This is a genomic window from Flagellimonas sp. 389 (assembly GCF_018449435.1).
Classification (GTDB): Bacteria; Bacteroidota; Bacteroidia; order Flavobacteriales; family Flavobacteriaceae; genus Flagellimonas.
The window spans coordinates 151,295-170,239 of the sequence record NZ_JAHCMU010000010.1 but is presented as its reverse complement, the minus strand read 5'-3'; the positions used below and the strand labels follow the sequence as shown (position 1 = coordinate 170,239).

Below are 18,945 nucleotides of genomic sequence, written 5' to 3'. Positions count from 1 at the left end.
CACATTATTTTTATTGCCGAATGTGAAAATTTATAGCAATCGAACCTACATTATTTTGCATATAATTTTTAATGAAAATTTTGTTTCCCCGTCTTGGTCAAGTCCGGCCAATAACGCCCGTAAGGATTATTTTTCTGATAGGATGGCCGTACTTGTTCCAAGTAAACGAATCATAGGTTCGTTTCTACCCCCTTTTATTAGTATTTATAAACCAAAATACATTATGGTGATAAATCATTTTCTATTGGGGTTACTCCAAATAAAATAGAGTATTCTAAGGTATGTCAAGATTGTAGGTGGCCATTTTTTTCATTCCGAAAATTTAAAAAATTAATAAAACATAAGATTATTAAGTCTAATCATGAAAATAAGTAAAAAATGATAGGAGGAACAATTTTACTGATTCTTGCACTGGTTTTTTGGTTTGTGATGTCCGAAGCCCCATCTGATGACTCGGCAACCATGTTTGTAAGAGTATTCAAATCCATATTTGGAGTAAAAGGATATGCGGTTACCATAAAAGTTTTGGCAGTAATTCTTTTTTGCGCTTCGCTCTTTGAGTACTATAAATATTTTACAGTAACGTCATAATGATAATATACCAACAAAAATAACTTGACCATGGAAACAATTACTTACAACCTTACTAGGAATGAAGGGGAAGACATTGAGATAGTTTTGAAAAACACCTGTACCGAGATTATTGCAAAACTGAAAAATAAATTTGGGAAAGAATATGAAATTTCATTTCCTGATATAGAACCACCCAAGGAAGATTGGTCCCATGGGATTAAAATAAGAAAAGGAGCCAAGATAGGGGCGGAGTTAAATTTAAAGTGGAAAAAAGAGTCTTCTACTATTATAGAGATGAATGTTGAAGAGTCGTCCAAAATAGGTAATATGTTGATCTATGTTGTTTTAATACCCATATCTTTAATATGTGCATATATGGGACTGAATAACATTGGGCCTCTCGCATTTTTGCCCGGGCGAAAATTAGCAGCAGCTCTTGGTGGAATCATTGGTCTCATTCCTGGTGGACTATTGATATATTTTTTTAAAGCTATATTCCTGAAGCAGGAAAAAAAAGAAAACGAACAGTTAATTCTAGACATAAGAAAGGTTGTTTCTATGCAAATTATTGCTTAGATGAAAAAAGTGTTTAAAATTGGATGTGCCGCACTTGGGGTATTAGTATTAACCGCAATTATTTTTGGTATTATCGCTGATCGGTCAGATGGTCCAAGACAATCTTTTAAGTTTGTGAATACAAGCAACAGTATAAAGTCGGTAACCTTTGAGATGTTCAATAAAGATGGCCAATTATCGGATGTCTGGTATGTTAACGAAAAGCTTGAACCCAATTCGAGCATCATCAAAAGAATCCCCGAAGGCAAATATATGATCAGTGTCTGGGACCATAACGACAAGCTTTACAAGGAAACCGACTTTGAATTTAAGCTAAAGAACCCGGATGAGTCGGACTATAGTCTTTATCGATTTGACTTGGCGATGAACAAACACCATGTTCTGGTATGTATGAACGCCCTTTATGAAGGCAATAGCTTTTCTGAGGATATCTCAAAAGCCGCAGGAACTAATTATAATACATTGAAAATAGCACAAATTTATAATGGCAGTTTGCCTTATCTTATTTCTGAAAAGTACACTGATCAAACCTTTAGGGATATGGAAGAATCTATGCCCAAAACAATAAGGTCTCGTGAATTAATATATCGTCTTTATACATTTCCAGATTCTTTGAGTAAAACCCAAATAACTAAAATGCTGCAGCGGGAGATAAAGAATCTGTAGCTCTTCCTTCGTTGGTTTTATTGGACGTTACGGATTTCATCTCACAAATGGATTTTTTCGGGCGTCTTCGATTTTTCACAAACACAGGTTCCATTATTTGTATGGCCGATGGCATGATAAATTATCCAAAACAGAAGTCGTACGACTAGATAAGGTTGATACTATAATCATTTAAAAATTTCTTCGGAAATAAAAAAACAAAAACCACCCAAAAATTTGAGTGGCTTTCTAAGCACGGAATAATCAACCAACGTACTAAACAAAAAATCTAAACCTATCTCGAAAATTACATGGCCTCTTGTAAACTATCCAATGGGTCACGAATATTCATTGATTGACTATAGTGCTATATTTTAATTATGTAACAAATAAAGCCACCTGGGATTATTTAGGTTAGATGGTCATACACACCACTGATTACATAGAAACCCTACTTTCATATTCCTTATTTTCATTTTTAACACTTACATATTTTCTCCTGATCATATGATTAAGTGGTTTTGTCAACCATTTATTAATGTGCTTGGCAAGTAAAAAAGAGAGGACAACAGTGGATAAATACAACACGTAAATAACTTCCTTTGGAGCTTCGATTTTATTGAAGGCACCAACTAAGGCTATAATGATGAACATATGTGTTAAATACATCTCATAGCTCAATATTCCCATTTTTCTTATGCCATTGAGTAACCAATACTTTTTTTGTTTGCCAGATGCATGACGATAATGCATCCAAATGACCAGCAATCCGGTTCCCAAGGAAAGCAGTGTTACATTTAGACCGATCGAGGCTAATCCAGATCTGTAGACAAAACCTCTAAAAAATAATACTAAAACAATCAGGATCAAACCGCTTGCCAAGGCAATATTTTTATAATACGCCAATTCCTTAATTCTGTGGACCGCCAAAGATGTAATACAACCAATACCTATAGAATCCAAGTATGCCAAATGATTTCGGTCTCCCAGCTCATTGTCTGGAAAAAGACCTGTTCTGGCCCAAGGAGATAAAAACAGAAAAATCACCACAAGTATAGCAAAGTGCCATTCCTTGCGCGCAAATAAGCACAGCAATGGAAAGACCATGTAAAAAGATTCCTCAATAGAGATAGACCATAAAATATCCCAACTACCTGGTAAATAGCCTACTTCTAATTGCAAGTGATTCATATGAAAGGTCAAAACAGAAAAGATGGCTGTTCCCAAAGATGCTTGCTCCTCGTTGATTATAAATCCAGGAACGGACATTAGATGCAAAACACCCAGTACTGTGAGCAAGGCCAGCAATAAAGGCATGATCCTGGCGATTCTCATGATATAAAAATCACCGGCCTTGATCTTGGTCAGATTCCCCCATTTCTTTAACGCGGAATTGGTGATCAAGTATCCTGATAAAGTGAAGAATACGATGACTCCATAATATCCGCTCCAAAAAAATAAGGTATACACTTTTTTGGGCATAAACGTTCCAAGGAAGGTATCCTTAAAAGGGACCTGGATATTTAGGTGCAAAAGAATTACCGCCAGAATACATAAACCCCGTAATACATCTATGGCACTATTTCGTGTATTTTTTCTCAAATGATTTTATGGATTTCTTGTAGAGATACTACAATTTAAAGATATAACGCTTTTTGACATGTCCCTTCAAAAAATCCATAAATACAGGCTAATCACAATCAATACGCTGTTTACTTCCGGGAATGACCCTTCTGTAGAACAAAGGTCCGGAAAATGCACTTCCGTTATAAGCCTGGCCAATGGTAAATTCTTCTACCATACATTTGCTATCATGAACAGTATAGGCGTAAAACCTAATCTCCCTGACCCTAGATGTTTTCCCATAAGCTGTGGCATAAAATGATTCCCAATCGGTATTGAACTTTACTTTTTGCAATGTACCATCCCAGCCTTTGTCTTTATAAACTTTTGACATTACGCTTATCACTTCTTTGGCCAATTGGGGGTCTTTGCGTGCCTCATCTAGGGCAGCATATTTAATGCCTGTAGATACCGTTCCATTTCCGGTTTTTACCAAAGTAAATTCACCAGCGGCCAAGGGTCTGATTACGCTAGCACCTTGGGGAACATATTCTATGCGAACAGTATGTTCGCCTTCGGGCAATTTATCCAGTTCTTGCAGCCAATAACGTGATACCGGTTCGTCTTCGGGTTTTGGTGCCAACCAGACCTGTCGCGTGGTATGGTGCAACGATTCTTCGGTAAACTTTACATTTTGTATGGCCCAGCTGGATAGTTCACCGTTAATATACAACCTGTATTCGGCAGAGGCATCCCTATGATCATCATCTCCTCTTGTGACCGCTACTTTCTTTTTCTTGATCAGCTTGTCCAAACCGGCGCTACGTTGATCTTTGTCCGCCCTTTGATCGTTGTATAAAGTGTCATTGGCTATAGAGCATATTAAATACATTCGACCATAAATGTGATCGGTAACATTAAGGCGTGTCTTGATCTTTGATGCATCTTCATTTCTGAAAGGAATTTTTTCATTTGAGAAAACAATCTTTCCAATATTATTTCGGTGCATCTCACTTGTAATCTCTTGTTGTGGGAGCGTTTCATGCCAATCGTAAGCAACATAGTTGACCCCATCCTTTTGGTACTTATGATCGGGTTTGCTATTGAAATACGATTGCCCATAAAAATTTGTGGCACTAAATACCAGCGCCCCAATGGCTATGGCTAGCTTTACTTTTTGATTTCTCATATTGTTATTTTTTTAGTTTTGATTGATTTGAAATCGATACCCTTTCCTGTAAATATTCCCATCATTATCTTCAAGGGTTACTTGGATGATGCTTTCTCGTGTTCGGTCTATTTCGGTCACCAAGAAACTGTGGTCTACCTTCACCTGATCAGCCTTTGGGTTGCCATAATTTTGAAACGTAATATTCAAAGCAGGAATGCTTACGGTTAGGTACTCCGCACCGTCCGAATCCGTCCCTATTACCTCTATCGTAAACTCCCCGCCTAAATTGACGCTTCCATCTTCATTATCGCCAAAGGCCTTTATGGTGATTTCTCCTTTTGAATCAGGTTTGGTATCCAGGTCCACGTCCACATCACAGCCTATGAGCCCTACCACTAACAATGCCCAGCAAAGCTTAAGTCTCTTGTTCATTCTAATGTGTATACTAAATGTATGTTTATGTTTATGTTTTTGGATTGTTGTTCGCATTCGGCGGTATTATCTATTCTAAAACCCACCAATACCATCATAAAGTCTTTCATGGATAATTACATTGTACGGTATCGTCCCTGTCAAACACTTTTAAATCCAAATCACAGATTGGTCCGAATATAGAGGTCAACTGATTGTTCTGAATGTACAGGAATTCCAATTGCGTAAGACCAGCTATTTGAGAAGGTAAATCGGTAAGTTCGTTTCCATTAAGGTATAAGGTCCTTAACGCTGTAAGATCACCTATTTCATCAGGAACAGATGGCAATTTATTATCATTTAAATTAAGAACCTCTAATTGGGACAATTGTCCCAATTCTCCAGGTATGCTTGTCAGGGCGTTTCCACTCAAACTCAAATAACCAAGGTTCGTAAGGCTGAAAAGGTCAAGGGATAGTGTAGCGATCTTGTTGTTATAAAGCAATAAATACGTAAGGGTATTTAATTTGGTAATAACTGATGGAATTTCAGCAAATAAATTGTCACCTAAATACAGGCTAGAAAGACTCGTAAGGTTACCAAATTCCTGAGGGAGTTCTTTTAATTCATTTTCAGATAACTTTAATTCCCTAAGTGCCGTTAGGTTACCTATTTCAGGAGGTAAAGCTTTAATTTTATTATCCTCAAGATATAACGTATCCAACTTTTTCAAACTACCAACCCAACTGGGCATTACCTCAATGGTGTTGTAACTAAGATCTAAATATTCCAAGTTTTTCAAATTACCGATCCAACTGGGCATCACCTTTTGTCCAGTTTCATAGGCTGTCAATTTCTCCAGGTTGATAAGATTTCCCAAGGAAGCGGGTAGTTCTTGGAGTTCTGGATTAAATTCAAGGTAAAGCTCTTTTAAATTGATCAACTGCCCAATTTCTTCAGGAATTTCCTCAAATTCATTCCATCCAAGATTAAGAGACTCCAAACTTTGCAGTTTGCCTATTTCAGCGGGTAAAGTGGTTAAGTTAGTTGAATCAAAACTGAGGGATCGTAGCTGGGTCAGGTCTCCAATGGATGATGGCAATATATTTATACCTCTTGTATTAGAGTCAATAAGAAGAGCCACAACCCTTCCGTTTTCAATTGTGACCCCTTTCCAGTTGGCGATATCATCATCTTCCAGGTCCCAACCAAGATTGCTATTTGGGTTGGCGTTGTAAATATCGATAAGCACTTGCCTGTCGCCTTTCAACACCTCTACTTCAACCGTATAGTTTGTTTCCGTTCCATCCTCGGCCGTGACCGTATAGGTTACGACTTGGCTAAAATCTACTGCTTCCTTTACTTCTGGGTCAATGCTCGCCTTTGCTGAAATCGCGATAACAGGTTTTAGCGCGGTCACGTCCGTACCGAACGGGACACGGGCCAAAACGGTCTTTTCGGTTTCATCTATCGCTGCCTCAATGTTTTCGGAAAGGCCGTCGTTGTCCTCCTGTAAAAACTGAAATGAAGTGATAGCTTTAGCGCCCGATTCGCCAATGGTAACGGTAACGGTGTACTTGGCTTCCGTACCGTCCTCTGCAGTGACCGTATAGGCAACTGCCTCGCTAAAGTCCTTGGCTTCCTTGTCACCTGGGGTTACTTTGGCATCCTCGGATATAGTGATACTCGGTTTTAAGGAAGTAACTGCTGTGCCGGCCGGAAGCTCTGCGGTAACGGTCTTTTTCTCTTCGTCTATGGTCGCTTTCACATCGGCGGAAAGTGTCTCATTTTCAGCGGTGGTAAACACAAAGGCGGTAATGGCCTTTGCACTGCTGTTCGCGGTACCATTGTCGTCATCTTTGCTGCACGAGGCAAGCACAAAGAGGCTTAAAAATAGAATGTTTATCTTTTTCATGGTCAAAATTTTATTGATTTGTTTTTGGATTATTGTTCGCACTCGGCGGTATCGTCTTTTATAATCCCTTCTAGTTTTGGTAAATCACAAATTTCAGAGGGTATCACAGTTATCTGATTTCTATGGATGTACAAGTATTGTAATTGGGTAAGACCAGCCATTCCAGAAGGTAAATTGGTAAGCTTGTTATTATCAAGGAATAGAGTCCTCAGTACACCAAGATTTCCAATTTCCGAAGGTATGCTTGTCAGAGCATTTTCACTCAAATCCAAATAATAAAGGTTCTCAAGGTTGAAAAACTCAGGATTCAAACTATCTATTTCATTTTCTGACAAGTTTAAAAGCGTAAGACCGTTTAGTTCATTGATTCCCTCAGGAACCTCTGTAAAATCATTTTTATACAATTCTAAACTGGAAAGATTCTTAAGATTGCCTATCTCTTTTGGTAAGGAGGTCAAGCGGTTAATGCTTATAAACAACTTACTAAGGTTTGTCAGGTTTCCAATTTCAGCAGGAATTTCACTTAGTGAATTCGCAACTAAATTTAGGACTTTAAGATTCTTAAGATTGCCTATTGAAGCTGGCACGGATGTTAAGCGGTTTTGTTGTACGGATAAACTTTCAAGTTTGGTCAGGTAACGGATGGAAGCAGGTAAGGTGGTCAGGTTTTTCCCTCCAAAGGGTGGTGCGTCGTTAAATCCGTTAAAAAAGCGCAGTCCAACCACTCTACCGTTCTTAACGGTAACATTTTCCCAGTTGGAGATGTCCTCATCGTCCAAGTCCCAAGCCAAAGTATTATCGGGATTGGCATTGTACAGTTCGATCAATACCTGTCGGTCGGTCAGTGCCACGTTTACTGTAATGGTGTACACTAGTGTACTGCCGTCTTGTGCGGTAACGGTATATTCTACTTTTGTACTGAAGTCTTTTGCCACTCCATTATCTGGAGAAACCGTGGCGCCCTCCGATACAACGATACTGGGCATTAAAGAAGTGGTAACCGTACCGATGGGCATCTCTGCGGTTATGGTCTTCTGCTCTTCATCAATTTCTGCCTCAACATCTTCTGAAAGGGCTTCGTTGTCTGCTGCCAGGAACACAAAAGAGGTAATCTCCTTGGCACTGGACTTTCCAACAGAGACCGTAACAGTGTACTTGGCCTCACTGCCATCTTCTGCGGTAACGGTATACGCGACCGTTTCGGTAAAGTCTTTCGCCGCTTTGTTGTCAGGAGAGGTCTTTGCTTTCTCTGAAACCGTCAAGGTTGGTTTCAAGGCCTTAACGTCGGTTCCCGAGGGTACCGTGGCCGCTATTGTTTTTTCGCCTTCATCAATTTCGGCCTTGATGTCTTCGGTCAGCGCATCATTATCAGCTGCTGCGAACACAAAGGCGGTAATGGCCTTTGCACTGCTGTTCGCGGTACCGTTGTCGTTATCATCATCTTTGCTGCACGAAGCGAGCACAAAGAGGCTTAAGAATAGAATACTTATCTTTTTCATGGTCAAAATTTTATTGATTTGTTTTTTAGATTATTGTTCGCATGCTATAATAGCATCCATGTTAATCTTTGCAGGATAAGCCTGGGTCGTTGGTAAAAACCTCCAAGCTTCCATATCCAGTCCGAAGATTACAAATTTCCGGGGGTATAGATGTCAATTGGTTTTGATGTAGACGAAAGGTTATGAGTAGTCTAAGTTGACCGATTTCTGAGGGAACTTCCGTTAACTTATTGACTGCTAAAGAAAGCCATTCAAGACCAACTAGGTAACCTATCGCTGGTGGTATACTTTTTAGTTCGTTTTTTTCTAGATTCAAATACCAAAGTTCGCCCAAGTTCTTAATTGATTTAGGAACGGTGCTCAAGTTTTTATCATTAAGGGTTAAACGGGTTACCCGTGAGTTGGTATTGATTTCAACACCATCCCAATTGGCGATATTGGCATCTTCTAGGTCCCAGCCCAAGTTATTATTGGGATTGGCGTTGTAAATATCGATCAGCACTTGCCTGTCGCTTTTGATTACTTCTACTTCAACCGTGTAGGCTGTTTCGGTACCGTCCTCTGCCGTTACCGTGTAAATGACCGCACCACTAAAGTCCGTCGACACCTTCTCCTTGGGATTTACTGTAGCCTTTTCGGAAAGTGTTATTGTAGGCTTTAGAGCGGTCAGGTCTACTGTGGAAGGGAGTTGCGCCGTTATTGTCTTTTCTTCTTCATCAATTTCCGCTTCAACATCCTTGTAAATCCCATCGTTGTACTCAGCGGCAAAAATAAATTCCAAAATGGCCTTTGCATCGGACTTTCCAACGGTAGCGGTAACGTTGTACTTTGCTTCGGTACCGTCCTCTGCTGTCACGGTATAGACCACAACATCACTAAAATTTTTAACTTCCTTGTTCCCAGGGTCCACCTTTGCATCTTCCGATATGGTAACACTGGGCTTCAATGCGGTAATATTTGTGCCGGCCGGAAACTCAGCGGTAACCGTTTTTTCGTCTTCATCAATTTCGGCCTTGATGTCTTCTGTCAACGCATCATTATCAGCTGCTGCAAACACGAAAGCAGTAATGGCCTTGGCACCGCTCTTGTCAGCAGCATTGTTGTCATCATCTTTGCTGCACGCAGCGAGCACAAATAGGCTTAAAAATAGAATGTTTATCTTTTTCATTATAGGATGTTATTTTGGTTTTTGAATGGGTGCTATTGTTCGCACTCGGCGGCAGTGTCTATTCTGAAATTCGGTATGTTCAAATCACAGATCTCCTTGGGTATGAGCGTAAGCTGATTCTCTTGTAGCAATAATGTTCTTAGTTTGGTAAGATTCCCAATAGAAGCAGGGACTGTGGTCAACAGATTTTTATTTACCAATAAAACCTGAAGATTTAAAAGCGAACCGATTTCAGTTGGCAAACTGGTGAATAGGTTGCCTCCCAATCGCAGATCTCCTAGGTTTTGTAAGTTTTCAATCTCAACAGGTAGACTGTTCAACTTGTTGCGTTCTATGTATAAAGAAATTAGACCTGTAAGCTCACCTATTTCTTTGGGGATATTGACCAGTTGGTTTCCTGTTAGAAAAAGAATCTCTAACTTGTTTAAGTTACCAATGGTACTAGGTAAATTCTCTAGTTTACAATTGAAAATAGACAATTGTTCAAGGTTAACAAGATTTCCTATCTCATTGGGCAAGCTGCTAAATTGATTGTTTGAAAGCCCCAAAGATTTTAAACTTTCCAGCTTTCCAATATCCGCATCAAGTACGGTTAGCAAGTTATCACCCATAGATAGAGATTCAAGCTGTGTCAACTTCCATAGTCCAGTTGGTATGTCCGTGATCAGGTTCTCAGCAAAGGATAGGTCTTTTAGCTTTGAAAGCGCTTGTATTTCATTTGGAAGTTCCGTTAGTGCATTCCCGTCTAAGTTCAATTTCACAAGATTGGACAGTCCTCCAATATTCGTTGGTAAAATGATAATGTTCTTTTCGAATAAAATCAAACTATCAACTTTCATATTGTTTGAAGAAAAAACACCACCCCAATTAGACATATTCCCATCGTCAAGATCCCAATCAAGCGTATTGTCAGGGTTGACATTGTAGAGTTCAAGCAATACTTGTCGGTCTGTTGGCGCTTTTATGACTACGGTAATAGTATATTTTGTAGTACTGGCATCTTCGGCCGTAACGGTATACTCCACCGCTTGGCTAAAATCTTTTGTCGCCCTGTTATTAGGCGATACGCTTGCTTTTTCTGAAACCGCGATAGTTGGCTTTAGTGCGGTAACGTCAGTGCTAAAAGGCACTTCTGCCGTTATCGTCTTTTTGTCTTCGTCTATGGCTGCCTTTACATCTTCAGACAGGGCATCATTATCGGCAGCGGCAAAGGTAAAAGCGGTAATGGCTTTTGCATCGCTCTTTGCGGCACTATTGTCATTGTCATCATCCTTGCTACACGAGGCAAGCACAAAAAGGCTTAAGAATAGAATGCTGATTTTTTTCATTTGTAGGGATATTGATTTGGTTTTGAATACATGCTATTGTTCGCACTCGGCTGTGCTATCTTTTAAAAAAGTCCCTATGTTTAAAGCGCAGATTTCCCGAGGAATAATCATTATTTGATTGTTAGCTACCCAGAATATCGCAAGTTTTGTAAGCTTGCCCATTTCGGGAGGCAACGATGTCAGGGAGTTTTCGGTTAAAAATAATAGTACAAGATTCGTTAGATTACCAATCTCGGAAGGTATCGACGTTAAGGAATTACCTGACGCCGACAAATCTACAAGATTCGTTAGATTGCCAATCTCGGAAGGCAACGATGTCAAAGAATTTTTAAACAAGCTCAAGTCTACAAGACTTGTCAGATTACCAATCTCGGGAGGCAACGATGTCAAGGAATTTTCATCCAAGTCCAAGATTTGAAGACTTGTCAGATTACCGATCTCCGGAGGCAACAATGTCAGGGAATTTTTTTTCAAACTCAGGTTTTCAAGATTCGTCAGGTATCCTATTGTGGCGGGTAGGTTGTCCAAGCCAACTCCATCTATATCAAGCTTCACAAGCTTACCGTTGTCGTCAAGCGTTACTCCCCTCCATGTAGCGATATTAGCCTCTTCAAGGTCCCAACCGAGTGTATTGTTCGGGTTCGCATTATATATGCCAACAAGTGCCTCCCGTTCCGTAAGCGGCCTTGTAACGGCTGCAGTATACTCGACTTTAGTATCGTCCTCCGCAGTTACCGTGTAGGTGATCGCACTGCTAAAGTCCGTCAACACCTTTTCTTTAGGGTCAATGGTAGCTTTCTCAGATATGGAAATGGTCGGTATAAGAGCGGTCACATCAACTTCCGTGGAAACCGTTATCGCAATGGTCCTTGCCTCAGTATCAATAGATGCTGAAAGGTCGTCGGACAAGGCATCATTGTCCGCTGCCAAGAACACGAAAGAAGTAATCTGTTTCGCATCCGACTTTTCGACCGTGACCGCTACGGTATATTTCGCTGTGCTGCCATCCTCCCCGGTAACAGTATAGATAACGTCATCGCTAAAATCGACTGCCGTTTTTTCTTTTGGGTCTACCGTGGCATTTTCCGATAGGGTGATGCTTGGTTTTAACGTCTTGACATTGGTACCCGAAGGCACTTTGGCGTTTATCGTTTTTTGGTTCTCATCAATTTCGGCCTTGACATCTTCGGTTAATGCTTCATTGTCGGTAGCGGTAAAGGTAAAGGCGGTGATAGTCGTGGCTCCGCTTTTCTTGCTAGCTTCATTATCATCATCCTTGCTGCATGAAACGAGCACAAATAGGCTTAAAAATAAAATAATAATCTTTTTCATATTTACTTTTTTAAATGGGGTTTTGACTATGTGAGTTATTGTTCAGGTGCCACAGCTTTATTCTTTTGTATACCTTGCATGTTCAGGGTATATGTTTCTTTTGGCATGTAAATTTGATATGGATTCGATCATTTTGCTGATACTAAAAAGAAGGTTATACTGGGAATGCTTAAGTGACCTCACTTTTAAAATTGATATTAGCCAGGTCTTTTTGTATAGACCTAGATAGGTAGGTTTTTAATGGATATAAGCTTAGTTTTTTCAAGGCTCAAGTTTTTGGGCTACTACAGATTTCACTAAAATCCGACCGTAAAATTAACCAGGGCTTTATCCAAGTACTCGTCGAAAAATTAAAATTTTGGTTTTTCTGTAGATTATCCTTCTTAAGGACCTGCCATCAACCTTGCGCAGAGCAATTATGTAAGAGTGAGACGGATTCCAGATTTAAGTTTTAGGTACGGTAGTAAGAGGGTGGGCGACCATATGCTTTTTTAAAGACCTTGCCGAATACCGTTGGGTCGTTGTAACCAAAAATATCAGATATTTCGCTTAGGGAGAAGTGGCTTTCCTGGACATACGTTTTTGCCTTTGCCATTTTTAACCTATTGATATATTGGTGCGGTGTTTTGCCATAAATCTTTTTAAAAGAGTTGTATAAATGATAATTTGAAAGTGCGGATACCCGTGATATATCATCCAAGGATATGGGATTCATTAAATTATCCTGTATGTAGTCGTTGGCCACCAATAAGCGCTTTAATGTTTCAAGTTTAGTGGAAGACTTTTTCGCTTCAATATGAGAAGCTAGATCGTACCCCTTATGTTGATCTTGATAGATGGTCTGTAGCATTTCCATACAGAGTTCCTCTGCGGATGTAAACCTATAATCGCCATTATTGCTCAAGCTATGGACGACTTGCAGGAGATTTCCAGAACGATAATAATCAGCACCAAAAGTCTGTTCCATAAAATAGGTTTGGTCTGTTGCAATTTGAAATGGATCATCGAGGAGTTTACGTTGAGATGCGCTGATAAAGTAATTGAATCGCTTCTTGAAAATATCACAAATTACCATGCTCAGCACATCGATATATTTCTTTTTTGCATTGACATATTCCCATCCTGTACTTGGGTTGATCACAATAAACTTATTGGCCTCAACTTTAATGCGCCTATCAGCCCACAGTAATTCACCCGTACCATCTTTAAAATATATTATCGTTAGATTGTTGTTGTCAAAAGTAAAATGTGAAAGGGGAGCACAAAACCGCATCATGTAGTTTTCCTCTTTCCTAAATACTGGTGGGATCTTGCTGGTTTTTTTTGAAAAATGGTCGTAGTAATTGTCGGTATATTTGGAAATCATCTAACCTCAATCTTAAAGTTTAAAAAATCAATGACAGTTCGATAATGCTCTTCTGCATATTCATATTAGGACATAACCTAAATAGTGTAAGTTGTTTTCAAACACCTGGTATTGAGTTTTTTGGGGTGATACTATCTTATTGGGAAACTATTAATTGTACTAAAAACAAAAACATGCAAGGTTATTTCTATTGGCATTTCAAAGATGAAAGAACCAATAGGTGACGAAGTCTCATTTTGTAACTAATGAGACTTGTTTTAACAAAAGCCGATGAAAATTTAACTTTTGATAATCAGGATTTTAAGAAAATAGTAGGAGTTCCTTGGGCACACCATACCTTTTAAATATCAAATGGCGCCAATCAAAATAGAAAAGAAAAACTTTTAAATCTTGATTGTGAGTTGTTTTTTGGTTTACTCAATTCAATTCTCAATTTTTAGTTGAAAGCAAGTGTTTATATATTTGGGGCTTTTGTAAGACGATAAATTTCATAAAAGCAATTAATTCATGGATGAACAACAAGTAGTTGGACTTATAGCCTTAATGCTTTATTTGTTGATCGTTATTTTTCCATTTCTGTTGCTTCCCATTATATTCTTTAAAAAGAACAAAGAATTTCATGATAAGGTCTTAATTGCTTGGTTAAGTATGAGTGCTGTCAACTCGCTTATCGAGATCTTGAAAATTGTTGAACCTTCAACTTCGATACCGCTTCTTGTTGATATAAATAAATCTTTTCTTTTCCTGAATCTATTTTTCTTTTATGCTTACGGTAGAAGTGTCCTGCAAGAGGAGTTTAAATGGAACCGAATACTTACGATTACCCTTGTTCCATTTAGTATTTGGACGTTAATGGGTATAGGTATTTTGGTTTATAAGAACGTACCCCAAAATGAGGTGTTTGAATATGCTGCTGTCACACTTGAATATCCCTTATTGTCCAGTTTAGTACATGCGCTGTTTTTAGTGAGTGCTTTGCTAATTAGTATTGGTGTCTTTCTTGAAAAAAGGAAAATAGTTAAATCGGACAACAACCTGATTATCCTAGTACATACCAGTAACCTCCAGAAGATATTGGCAATCCTGACCTCCATTTATTTTTTGTTCGCAATATGGGAATATGTCATATCCAAGTTGGTGGAAAACGATGATTCTGAGTTATTCTTGGGAACTTTTCTATTGTCTGTTGTTGTTATTTTGATTTTTGTTTTAAGCTTTTTGTTTTTTAGGCAAAAGGGCGTATACAAAAAACGGAAAGCAATACTGGAATTAACTGAACCGATCAAGCAGTTAGCGAGCAAAATAAAAATACTTATGGAAAAAAATAAACCTTATTTGGATGCTGACTTCTCTGTTTCTAAGCTTGCTGTGCTATCTGGTGAGTCGCCCCAGAAAGTATCCGAAGCGATTAAGGCCAGCACTAATGAAAACTTCTTTTCTTTTGTAAATAAATATCGGGTAGAAGAGGCCAAAAATCTGTTTCAGAATATATCCTATAAAGACTATACCTTGGTTTCGATAGGTTTGGAGTCTGGTTTTAACTCTAAAGCAACGTTCAATAGGGTCTTTAAAAATGAAACAGGTATGACGCCATCGGCCTATTGCAATAAGGTTAAATCCTTAAAGGGGTATTGACCAGTACTGAAGGTGCATGTTTTTGCGGCTATAAGCTTTCTTTCTTTAAAAGGTACATTGAACTTCGAGAAAGAATTTTTTTATCAAGTTTTTTAACGTATTCTTAGGGTGGAATTGGTTAACCAATTCCGTATTTTTATGATGCTTTGACATCAATTGGCATAAGCACTTAAGATTAATGAAAAAACTGTATACTGTTTCGGGTATTGTATCCTTGGTTAGTCTCTTAACTACAATTTTACTTCTACTGGTGGGGCATGCCCAACAAACAGGGCCATCACTGATCCTGCTCTTTTTGTCTTTAGCTCTGGCGGCAAGGGGGCATAAAAAATTTAAAGGCTTTTCTTTTACCATATTAATATTTGCTGCAGTATCCCTTTCCATGTATTACCCTTCTTATTTAATAGAAATTAGTGGCTTTCAACTAAAAGTTTTGATTGTGCCATTACTACAGGTTATTATGTTTGGTATGGGAACCGCAATGAGTTTAAATGATTTTGTAGGGGTCATTAAAATGCCCAAAGGAGTACTGGTCGGACTTATTTGCCAGTTTACGCTCATGCCCATCTTAGGACTTTCAATTGCAACTTTGTTCGGCTTTCCTGCAGAAATAGCGGCAGGCGTAATATTGATAGGTTCATCACCAAGTGGATTGGCATCTAATGTTATGGTCTATTTAGCCAAAGCGAACGTTGCACTTTCTGTAACACTTACAGCTGTTGCCACGTTGATGGCCCCTTTAATGACTCCTCTATTGATGGATTTGTTTGCAGGTGAGTTTGTGCCCATAGATTTTTTGGAGATGATGTTGAGCATTGTCAAAATGGTCATTTTACCTATCATAGCAGGGTTGCTGTTCAATCACTTTTTTAAGGGCAAGGCCAAATGGATGGATAAAGCCATGCCCATTGTTTCTATGGCAGGGATAACCTTGATTATTATGATTATCACGGCTTCCGGGAGAGATAGCCTACTTTCTATTGGATTATTTCTAATACTTGCAGCGATACTTCATAACTCAGCTGGCTACTTTTTGGGGTATTGGGGTGGGCGTCTGTTTAGAATGGAGGAAAAAGATTGCCGCACCATTGCCTTAGAAGTAGGAATGCAGAATGGGGGACTTGCCTCTGGTATTGCCTTAGAGATGGGAAAAGTAGCTACTGTAGGTTTAGCTCCCGCTGTTTTTGGACCTTGGATGAACATTTCAGGATCTTCACTCGCGACGTACTGGAGAGATAAAGGATTTAAAAAGAAGAAACAGCTACAAAAGGTTTAAAATCTAAAAGCATACTCTCTTCAAAACTACTTACCTTAGATGTGTATTTTTATCCTATGACTCAAGAGCTTTTAGAGATTTTTGAAGTACAGTTTGAAAAACCCCTAATTGAGGAGATTATTGAAGTTGGTAAAATCATTGAAGTATCGGCAGGAGATACTATAATGGAAATTGGCAACTATGTTAGGGCCATGCCCTTGCTATTAGAGGGTGCTGTAAAAGTCCTGAGAGAAGATGAAGAGGGTGATGAACTACTACTGTATTATCTTGAACAGGGAGAGACCTGCTCTATGTCCATGGCTTGTTGTATGGGGGCAACAAAAAGCGAAATTAGAGCTATTGCTGAGACAGATGCGAAGATACTTATGGTACCCGTGCATAAAATGCAAGAATGGATGGCCAAATACAAAGGATGGCGAAATTATATATTCGAAAGTTACCATTCCCGTTTGAACGAACTGCTGCACACCGTTGACACCATTGCGTTTAAGAATTTGGACCAGAGACTCATGGAATACCTGAAAAAGAAATGCCAAGTCACTAACGATTCCAATATTCGAAGTACCCATCAAGAAATTGCATATGATTTGCACACCTCTAGAGTAGTAATTTCCAGATTATTGAAAAAATTGGAAAAGATGAAAATATTAAAACTCCATAGAAGCCATATCCATCTTTTAGATGTGTAGGTTTATGATCTATGAAATATTAATTCACTTTCTCATGCACTATTTTTATAAAAAATATTAGTGAATGCTCAAACACTACTTCCCATTTTTAGATTGGATAACAGCATATAATCGCTCGTTCTTATACAACGACTTTATTGCTGGTGCCACCTTGGGAGTACTTTTGGTGCCGCAAGGAATGGCGTATGCAATGATAGCTGGAATGCCCCCTATCTATGGACTTTATGCTGCCCTTGTTCCACAGGTTGTATACGCAATCACAGGAACGTCAAGACAACTTGCAGTGGGTCCTGTTGCAATGGATTCGCTATTGGTGGCTGCTGGAATAGGAGCATTACAACTCTCCAAAATTGAAGATTACGTCGCTGCTGTAATCTTTTTAACCTTAATAGTAGGAAGTATACAGCTCTTGTTGGGATTTCTAAAGATGGGCTTTTTTGTTAATTTTTTGTCCAAACCTGTCATCAATGGTTTTACATCTGCAGCAGCTATTTTAATTGCTCTGGGGCAACTGAAGCACATATTGGGAATCACTGTTGAACAATCTAGCAAACTGCACATTCTTGTGGCAAATACTATGGCTAATATTACAGGTGCAAACTACTATGCACTAGGCTTGGGCGCAGGGGCAATGCTGGTTATTTTTTTGCTGAATAAAATAAGCAAACGGATGCCAACACCATTATTAGCGGTTGTCATAGGAATATTGGTGGTTTTTTTCTTTGGCTTGGAAGAAAAGAATATTCGCATTGTAGGTGAAATTCCAAGAGGACTGCCTCTATTTCAGATGCCGGATATTCAACTAGGAGAGTTAGGTCAATTATTGCCCATTGCCCTAACGGTGGCTATTTTCGGTTTCATGGAGTCTATTTCCATAGCAAAAACAATAGAAGAAAAACATCCTGAGTATGAGTTGGATGCCAATCAAGAACTCAGGGCTTTGGGACTATCGAACCTTTTGGGGTCTTTTTTCCAGTCCTTTCCGGTATCCGGCAGTTTTTCAAGAACCGCGATCAACGATCAAGCCGGTGCTAAAACAGGTATGGCACTCATCTTTAGTGCGCTTTTCATAGCTTGTACTTTATTGTTCCTTACTCCACTGTTTTATTATTTACCAAATACCGTGTTAGGAGCAATTATCATTATGTCAGTGGTTAAGCTCGTAAATTTTCACTATCCTATTATGTTGTATAAGCAACGAAAAGATGAGTTCCTATTATTGATGATTACGTTTTTAATGACCCTTTTTATTGGCCTGATGGAAGGCATCCTATTAGGAGTTTTATTCTCGTTGTTTTTGTTGGTATATCGTATTTCTAACCCACATATAGCGATATTGGGTAGGATTAAGAACACCGAGTACTTTAAAAACATTAATCGTTTTGATAATATTGAGGTAGAAGCGGACAAATTGATCTTAAGGTTTGATGCACAACTTTATTTTGGAAACAAAGATTATTTCAAAAAAGAACTCTACAGACAAATTGAAAAAAAAGGATTAGGATTAAAATACGTTATTTTAAATGCCGAAGCTATCAATTATATTGATAGTAGCGCGGCATTGGCTATAGAACGTATCGTTTCGGATTTGCGCACCCGTAATATTCAATTTTTTATTGCAGGAGCAATAGGTCCTACACGAGATATTTTTTTTAGTAGTGGACTCATCAATAGTATTGGAAAAAAGAATCTTTTTGCCCGTACTTTTGAGGCCGTGACCTATTGTTCGGATCAAAAGGAAAGAAGTAAGGTCGAGGAGAAAATTTCTTTGCAATCCAAGACGGGGTATTTGTAACTT

Annotated in this window: 16 protein-coding genes; 7 read left to right on the top strand and 9 right to left on the bottom strand. The window is 38.8% G+C overall.

The features are described from left to right. Positions 1-378 precede the first annotated feature (378 nt). From KIM67_RS10615 to KIM67_RS10605, 3 genes are read left to right on the top strand one after another with little or no spacing between them, the layout of a single operon-like run. Entirely contained in the window at positions 379-591 is a 213-nt protein-coding gene (locus tag KIM67_RS10615; protein WP_213831305.1) for a hypothetical protein, read from the top strand. Positions 592-621: 30 nt separating this feature from the next. Then, positions 622-1,149 carry a hypothetical protein gene (locus KIM67_RS10610; RefSeq protein WP_213831304.1) on the top strand — a complete coding sequence of 176 codons (528 nt, stop codon included), beginning with the start codon at positions 622-624 and terminating at the stop codon, positions 1,147-1,149. After that, the gene (locus KIM67_RS10605; protein ID WP_213831303.1) at positions 1,150-1,815 is read left to right on the top strand and encodes a hypothetical protein; all 666 of its coding nucleotides are present in this window, start codon (positions 1,150-1,152) and stop codon (positions 1,813-1,815) included. Positions 1,816-2,232: 417 nt separating this feature from the next. On the opposite strand, the gene KIM67_RS10600 is transcribed toward KIM67_RS10605, so the two are convergent. The 9 genes from KIM67_RS10600 to KIM67_RS10560 all read right to left on the bottom strand — a co-directional run bounded on the left by KIM67_RS10600 (position 2,233) and on the right by KIM67_RS10560 (position 13,547). Next, positions 2,233-3,396, bottom strand: a complete 1,164-nt coding sequence (locus KIM67_RS10600) for an acyltransferase (protein WP_213831302.1) — start codon at positions 3,394-3,396, stop codon at positions 2,233-2,235. 88 nt (positions 3,397-3,484) lie between these two features. Then, positions 3,485-4,546, bottom strand: coding sequence for a hypothetical protein (locus KIM67_RS10595; RefSeq protein ID WP_213831301.1), 1,062 nt, complete (start codon positions 4,544-4,546; stop codon positions 3,485-3,487). Positions 4,547-4,558: 12 nt separating this feature from the next. Beyond that, entirely contained in the window at positions 4,559-4,960 is a 402-nt protein-coding gene (locus KIM67_RS10590) for a hypothetical protein (RefSeq protein WP_213831300.1), read from the bottom strand. A gap of 106 nt (positions 4,961-5,066) precedes the next feature. After that, positions 5,067-6,854, bottom strand: a complete 1,788-nt coding sequence (locus KIM67_RS10585; protein ID WP_213831299.1) for a leucine-rich repeat domain-containing protein — start codon at positions 6,852-6,854, stop codon at positions 5,067-5,069. Between the two features lie 29 nt (positions 6,855-6,883). Next, entirely contained in the window at positions 6,884-8,353 is a 1,470-nt protein-coding gene (locus KIM67_RS10580; protein WP_213831298.1) for a DUF5018 domain-containing protein, read from the bottom strand. A gap of 61 nt (positions 8,354-8,414) precedes the next feature. Then, positions 8,415-9,521 carry a DUF5018 domain-containing protein gene (locus KIM67_RS10575; RefSeq protein WP_213831297.1) on the bottom strand — a complete coding sequence of 369 codons (1,107 nt, stop codon included), beginning with the start codon at positions 9,519-9,521 and terminating at the stop codon, positions 8,415-8,417. 32 nt (positions 9,522-9,553) lie between these two features. Continuing rightward, positions 9,554-10,849: a leucine-rich repeat domain-containing protein gene (locus tag KIM67_RS10570; RefSeq protein WP_213831296.1), complete on the bottom strand. Its 1,296-nt coding sequence runs from the start codon at positions 10,847-10,849 to the stop codon at positions 9,554-9,556. Positions 10,850-10,882: 33 nt separating this feature from the next. Beyond that, the gene (locus KIM67_RS10565) at positions 10,883-12,181 is read right to left on the bottom strand and encodes a DUF5018 domain-containing protein (RefSeq protein ID WP_213831295.1); all 1,299 of its coding nucleotides are present in this window, start codon (positions 12,179-12,181) and stop codon (positions 10,883-10,885) included. Between the two features lie 451 nt (positions 12,182-12,632). Beyond that, positions 12,633-13,547, bottom strand: a complete 915-nt coding sequence (locus tag KIM67_RS10560) for an AraC family transcriptional regulator (protein WP_213831294.1) — start codon at positions 13,545-13,547, stop codon at positions 12,633-12,635. Between the two features lie 507 nt (positions 13,548-14,054). Between KIM67_RS10560 and KIM67_RS10555 the strand changes: the two genes are divergently transcribed. From KIM67_RS10555 to KIM67_RS10540, 4 genes are all read left to right on the top strand, one after another. Beyond that, positions 14,055-15,182 (top strand): AraC family transcriptional regulator, encoded by a 1,128-nt coding sequence (locus tag KIM67_RS10555; protein ID WP_213831293.1) that lies wholly within the window; start codon positions 14,055-14,057, stop codon positions 15,180-15,182. Positions 15,183-15,360: 178 nt separating this feature from the next. Then, positions 15,361-16,458, top strand: coding sequence for a bile acid:sodium symporter family protein (locus KIM67_RS10550; protein WP_213831292.1), 1,098 nt, complete (start codon positions 15,361-15,363; stop codon positions 16,456-16,458). Between the two features lie 56 nt (positions 16,459-16,514). Continuing rightward, on the top strand, positions 16,515-17,147 hold the full coding sequence (locus KIM67_RS10545; RefSeq protein ID WP_213831291.1) for a Crp/Fnr family transcriptional regulator: 633 nt from the start codon (positions 16,515-16,517) through the stop codon (positions 17,145-17,147). 64 nt (positions 17,148-17,211) lie between these two features. Next, positions 17,212-18,942, top strand: coding sequence for a SulP family inorganic anion transporter (locus tag KIM67_RS10540; protein ID WP_213831290.1), 1,731 nt, complete (start codon positions 17,212-17,214; stop codon positions 18,940-18,942). Positions 18,943-18,945: the final 3 nt, after the last annotated feature.

Excerpts from the sequence above, each read along its gene's own strand:
- KIM67_RS10615 (WP_213831305.1), top strand. The coding sequence starts at position 379 with ATGATAGGAGGAACAATTTTACTGATTCTTGCACTGGTTTTTTGGTTT.
- KIM67_RS10610 (WP_213831304.1), top strand. The coding sequence starts at position 622 with ATGGAAACAATTACTTACAACCTTACTAGGAATGAAGGGGAAGACATT.
- KIM67_RS10605 (WP_213831303.1), top strand. The coding sequence starts at position 1,150 with ATGAAAAAAGTGTTTAAAATTGGATGTGCCGCACTTGGGGTATTAGTA.
- KIM67_RS10595 (WP_213831301.1), bottom strand. The coding sequence starts at position 4,546 with ATGAGAAATCAAAAAGTAAAGCTAGCCATAGCCATTGGGGCGCTGGTA.
- KIM67_RS10590 (WP_213831300.1), bottom strand. The coding sequence starts at position 4,960 with ATGAACAAGAGACTTAAGCTTTGCTGGGCATTGTTAGTGGTAGGGCTC.
- KIM67_RS10585 (WP_213831299.1), bottom strand. The coding sequence starts at position 6,854 with ATGAAAAAGATAAACATTCTATTTTTAAGCCTCTTTGTGCTTGCCTCG.
- KIM67_RS10580 (WP_213831298.1), bottom strand. The coding sequence starts at position 8,353 with ATGAAAAAGATAAGTATTCTATTCTTAAGCCTCTTTGTGCTCGCTTCG.
- KIM67_RS10575 (WP_213831297.1), bottom strand. The coding sequence starts at position 9,521 with ATGAAAAAGATAAACATTCTATTTTTAAGCCTATTTGTGCTCGCTGCG.
- KIM67_RS10570 (WP_213831296.1), bottom strand. The coding sequence starts at position 10,849 with ATGAAAAAAATCAGCATTCTATTCTTAAGCCTTTTTGTGCTTGCCTCG.
- KIM67_RS10565 (WP_213831295.1), bottom strand. The coding sequence starts at position 12,181 with ATGAAAAAGATTATTATTTTATTTTTAAGCCTATTTGTGCTCGTTTCA.
- KIM67_RS10560 (WP_213831294.1), bottom strand. The coding sequence starts at position 13,547 with ATGATTTCCAAATATACCGACAATTACTACGACCATTTTTCAAAAAAA.
- KIM67_RS10555 (WP_213831293.1), top strand. The coding sequence starts at position 14,055 with ATGGATGAACAACAAGTAGTTGGACTTATAGCCTTAATGCTTTATTTG.
- KIM67_RS10550 (WP_213831292.1), top strand. The coding sequence starts at position 15,361 with ATGAAAAAACTGTATACTGTTTCGGGTATTGTATCCTTGGTTAGTCTC.
- KIM67_RS10545 (WP_213831291.1), top strand. The coding sequence starts at position 16,515 with ATGACTCAAGAGCTTTTAGAGATTTTTGAAGTACAGTTTGAAAAACCC.
- KIM67_RS10540 (WP_213831290.1), top strand. The coding sequence starts at position 17,212 with ATGCTCAAACACTACTTCCCATTTTTAGATTGGATAACAGCATATAAT.